The organism is Bradyrhizobium sp. UFLA01-814, assembly GCF_046718885.1.
Lineage (GTDB): Bacteria > Pseudomonadota > Alphaproteobacteria > Rhizobiales > Xanthobacteraceae > Bradyrhizobium > Bradyrhizobium elkanii.
Window position 1 is genome coordinate 1 of the sequence record NZ_JAQOSR010000291.1, and the last position, 5615, is coordinate 5615.

The window sequence follows — 5615 nt, forward strand, 5'->3', positions numbered from 1 at the left end:
TATGGCTTGTCGCCGCTGCAGGACGGCATCCTGTTCCATCATCTGTTGGCGACAAAGGGCGATCCGTACCTGCTGGTCTCGCAGATGGCGTTTGCCGATCGTGACCTGCTCGAGCGCTATCTTGCCGCGGTTCAGCGGGTGGTGGATCGGCACGATATCCTGAGGACGTCGTTTGTCTGGGAAGGGCTGTCGCGCCCGGCCCAGGTGGTGTGGCGCCACGCATCGCTGGAGGTGAGCGAGGTCGAGCTGGACGGGTCTGCTGGTCCTGGCGCCGCGCAGCTTAAGGATCGGTTTGATCCGCGCCAGCACCGCATCGATCTTGGCCGAGCGCCCTTGTTGCGGTTTGTGATCGCGCGCGAGCCCGGCAGCGCGCGCTGGCTGCTGTTGGAGCTGCAGCATCATCTGATCGGGGATCACACGACACTGGAGGTGATGCGTGCCGAGGTCCGCGCTGAGCTGGAGGGGCGGGCGCATGAGCTGACCGAACCACAGCCGTTCCGCAATCTGGTGGCGCAGGCGCATCTCGGCGCTGATGCCAAGGCGGATGAAGCGTTCTTCCGGGGGTGGCTGGCAGACATCGACGAGCCGAGCACGCCGTTCGGCTTGGGCGAGGTGCGCGGCGACGGCAGCGGGGTTCGAGAGGCGCAGCGGATGCTGCCGCAGCAGCTGAACGCACGGCTGCGCAGCCAGGCGCGACGGCTGGGGGTGAGCCTGGCGAGCCTGTGCCATCTGGCCTGGGGTCAGGTGGTGGCGCGCAGCAGCGACCGCGAGCAGGTGGTGTTCGGCACGGTGCTGTTCGGCCGCATGCATGGCGGGGCGGGCGCCGACCGCGCGATGGGGCTGTTCATCAACACGCTGCCGCTGCGGCTTGATCTTGATGGCACCGCGGTCGAGGCGAGCGTGCGGACCACCCACGCGCGGCTGGCCGAGCTGCTCGTACATGAGCATGCCTCGCTGGCGCTGGCGCAGCGCTGCAGCGGCGTTGCGGCGCCGGCGCCGCTGTTCAGCGCGCTGTTGAACTACCGCCACAACACGCCGGCGGCGGTCACCGCCTCCGCAGCCGATGATGCGCTGTCCGGCATGGAATGGCTGGGCGGGGAGGAGCGCACCAACTATCCGCTGACCTTGTCGGTGGAGGATTTTGGCGAGGCGCTCGGGCTGACGGCGCAGGTGGTGGAGCCAATCTCGGCGAATCGGATCTGCGGCTACATGCAGCAGACGCTGGCGCAGCTGGCGGAGGCGCTGGAGCGGGCGCCGAACACGCCGGTGCGGGAGCTGGACATCCTGCCACCTGACGAGCGGGCGTATCTGCTGGAGGAGCTGAACCGGACGGCTGCGGCCTATCCGTCGGAGCGGTGCATCCATGAGCTGTTCGAGGCCCAGGTGCGCCAGGCGCCGGATGCGGTGGCGGTGGTCTATCAGGACCAGCGCGTAAGCTATGGCGAGCTCAATGCACGGGCCAACCAGCTGGCGCATCATCTGATCGGGCTCGGGGTGACGCCGGACCAGCCGGTGGCGATCTGCGTTGCGCGCAGCGTGGCGATGGTGGTCGGGCTTTTGGCGATCCTGAAGGCGGGTGGCGCCTATCTGCCGCTGGATCCGGCCTATCCGTCGGCGCGGCTGCACCAGGTGCTTGCGGATGCGGCGCCCCAGCTGTTGCTGGCCGATGCGGCGGGACGATCGGCGCTGGGCGACGATGCCCTACGCGATCTGACGGTAGTGGATCTGGCGGCGGCGACGCCGGAATGGGCCAATCTGCCGGCGTCCGATCCGGACCCGCGTGCGCTCGGCCTGACCTCCCGCCATCTCGCCTATGTGATCTACACCTCCGGCTCCACCGGAACGCCCAAGGGGGCACAGAATGAGCATCGGGCTATCGTCAATCGCCTGATGTGGATGCAAAACGCCTATGGTCTCAAGGCAACTGATGTCGTGTTGCAGAAGACGCCATTTGGCTTCGATGTCTCGGCCTGGGAGTTCTTCTGGACCTTGCTTGAAGGGGCGACTTTGGTGCTGGCGCCTCCGGATACGCACAGAGATCCCGCTGCATTGGTCGACTTGATCATCGGCGCGCGCATCACGACGGTTCACTTCGTGCCATCCATGCTGGTCAGTTTTCTGGATGCGAAGAGTGTTGACCGCTGCACGTCGCTGCGGCGTGTTTTATGCAGCGGCGAGGCGCTTCCTGCCGCCAGTGTGCATAAGGTTCGGCGCCTCTTGCCTTGGACGGGCCTGCACAATCTGTACGGTCCGACCGAAGCTGCGATCGACGTGACAGCGTGGAGTTGTCCGGGTGAGTTTGATGGCGCCATTGTCCCGATCGGCCGTCCGATCGCGAACACGCGGGTGTATCTGCTTGACGGACACGGTGCGCCGGTTCCGTTTGGGGCGGCCGGTGAGCTTTACATTGGCGGGGTGGGGGTGGCGCGCGGCTATCTGAACCGGCCCGAGCTGACCGCGGAGCGGTTCATCGCCAGTCCCTTTGTCGAGGGCGACCGGCTGTACCGCACGGGCGATCTGGCGCGCTATCTGCCGGACGGCAATCTTGAGTTTTTGGGCCGCAACGACGACCAGGTGAAGATCCGCGGCTTCCGCATCGAGCCGGGTGAGATCGCGGCGCGGGTTGCCGAGCACCCATTCGTGCGCGAGGCGGTGGTGGTGGCGCACGAGGGCCCCGGCGGCGAGCAGCGTCTTGTCGCCTATGTGGTGTGCGCGCCGGAAGCAGCTTCGAACGGGCTGGAGGGAAGCGAGCTTGCCGGCGCCTTGCGCGCGCACATAAGTGCGCACCTGCCGGACTACATGGTGCCATCGGCGTTCGTGCGGCTGGCGGCGCTGCCGCTGATGGTGAACGGCAAGCTGGACCGCAAGGCGCTGCCGGCGCCCGACGATGAGGCGTATGCGCATCGCGCCTATGAGCCGCCGCAAGGCGAGATCGAGACCACGCTGGCACAGATCTGGGCCGAGCTTCTGGGGCTGGCGCGGGTCGGACGCCACGACCACTTCTTTGCGCTCGGCGGGCACTCGCTCTTGGCGGTGCAGCTGTTGAGCCGGGTCTCGCAGGCCATTGGCTTCACACTGCCGCCGACCACGCTGTTTGCCAAACCGGTGCTGGCCGATCTGGCCGCGAGTATCATGGATGAGTTGAGCCGCTCCGGCGCGCAAGACCTGGCAGCCATTGTGCCGGTATCGCGTGAAGCGCCGCTTGTGCTGTCGTTTGCGCAGCAGCGGCTGTGGTTTTTGGCGCAGCTGGATCAGAGCAGTACGAACTATCACATTCCGCTCGGGTGGCGGCTCAAGGGTGGGCTCGACCGCAGCGCCTGGCAGCGTAGCCTGGACCGTGTGTTGGCGCGCCATGAGGCGCTGCGCAGCGTGTTTGTCGCGCCGGAGGGCAAGCCCTGGGTGGAGCTGCTGCCGGAGGATGCGGGGCTGCCGGTTGTGGAGCACGATCTGCGGGACAGGCCGGATGCGGACGAGGCGCTATTGGGTCTGTGCAGGGAAGAGGCGCGCACGCCGTTCGATCTGGCGCGCGGCCCGCTGATCCGCGGCCGGCTGATCCGGATCTCGGATGAGGAGCACGTCTTGCTGCTGACGCAGCATCACATTGTCTCGGATGGTTGGTCGCTGGGCGTGTTGGCGCATGAACTCAGTCAGCTGTACCGGGCGTTCGTGGCCGGAGAAGGCGATCCGCTGCCGCCGCTTGCAATCCAGTATCCGGACTATGCCGCCTGGCAACGGCAGTGGCTGTCGGGCGCGCGGCTGCAGCGCCAGGCGCAGTATTGGCGCAACAATCTGTCTGGCGCGCCAGCCCGTCTGGCGCTGCCGACGGACCGGCCGCGGCCGGCGCAGCAGTCGTTTGCGGGGGCGACGGTCCCGATCGTTATTGATGCGGAGCTGACGCGGGAGCTGAAGCGGCTGGGCCTGCAGCAAGGCACGACGTTGTTCATGACGGTGCTGGCGGGGTGGGCTGCGGTGCTGTCGTGTCTGTCGGGACAGGACGATCTTGCGATTGGCGTGCCGAGCGCTAATCGCGGTCGCCGCGAGATCGAAGAGCTGATCGGCTTCTTCGTCAACACCCTGGTGCTGCGGCTGGACCTGTCGGGCGAGCCGAGCGTGTCGGAGCTGTTGGCGCGGACGCGGCGCACGGTCTTGGGAGCGCAGGAGCACCAGGACCTGCCGTTCGAGCAGGTGGTGGAGATCGTGCAGCCGCCCCGGGCTCTTGATCACACGCCGTTGTTCCAGGTGATGCTGGCCTGGCAAAACAACGCCGCTGGGACGTTCGGCCTTCCTGGGCTGATGGTGGAGGCGGCGGCAGACGGCTTCGATCAGGTCAAGTTCGATCTAGAGCTGAGCCTTGGCGAGCAGGGTGAGGTGATCGCTGGCACGCTGGGTTATGCCACGGCGCTGTTCGATCGCGCGACCATCGAGCGGCAGCGTGGTTATCTGCTGGCGCTGCTGCGGGCGATGGTTGCCGATGCGCAGCAAGCGGTCGGGCGGATTGAGCTGCTGCCAGCCGACGAGCGCGCGTATCTGCTGGAGGAACTGAACCGGACGGCGGTGACGTATCCTGAGCAGCAGTGCATCCATGAGCTGTTTGAGGCGCAGGTGCAAAAAGCGCCGGAGGCGGTGGCGGTGGTCCATGAGGAGGAGCGGCTAAGCTATGGCGAGCTCAATGCGCTTGCCAACCAGCTGGCGCATCATCTGATCGGGCTCGGGGTGAAGCCGGATCAGCCGGTGGCGATCTGCGTTGCGCGCAGCGTGGCGATGGTGGTCGGGCTTTTGGCGATCCTCAAGGCGGGCGGGGCGTACCTGCCGCTGGACCCGGCCTATCCGCCGGCGCGGCTGCGACAGGTTCTCGACGATGCGGCACCGCGAGTGCTGCTGGCCGATGCGGCGGGACGATCGGCGCTGGGCGACGATGCGCTACGCGATCTGACGGTGGTGGATCTGGCGGCGACGCCGGAATGGGCAAATCTGCCGGCGTCGGATCCGGACCCGCGTGCGCTCGGCCTGACCTCGCGCCATCTCGCCTATGTGATCTACACCTCCGGATCAACAGGCACCCCCAAGGGCGTCATGGTCGAGCATCGCGGCTTGGTCAATCTCAGCTTGGCTCAGATCAGGCTTTTTGGCGTTTGTTGCAACAGCCGCGTGGTGCAGTTCGCCTCCCTCGGTTTTGATGCAAGCGCCTCGGAGCTTGTTATGGCGTTTGGTTCGGGAGCCACATTGCATTTGCCTGCGGATGAGCTCCGTCAAGCGAGTAACAAGCTATCGGATTATCTGCGAAGCGAAGCCATCACGCACGCGACGCTGCCTCCAGCCTTGCTTCAGGGAAGCCAGAAGCTGGAAGGCTTGGGATCGCAAGTTCTCATTCTTGCTGGAGAGCTGCCGAAGGCAGAACTCATCCGGAGTCTGGCTCCAGCATCCATTATCAATGCCTATGGACCTACCGAAGCAACAGTTTGTGCGGCGACCTGGAGGTGCCCCGATGGGTTTGATGGCGCCATTGTCCCGATTGGCCGTCCGATTGCGAACACGCGCGTGTATCTGCTGGATGATCATGGCGGGCTGGTGCCGTTCTGTCTCTTATACACATCTGACGCTGCCGACGACCATGG

General features: G+C 66.0%; 1 protein-coding gene. It reads left to right on the forward strand.

The window, feature by feature from the left end; genetic code table 11:
- On the forward strand, nucleotides 1-5615 hold a 5615-nt coding region (locus PMN64_RS41580), incomplete at both ends, for an amino acid adenylation domain-containing protein (protein WP_411784950.1).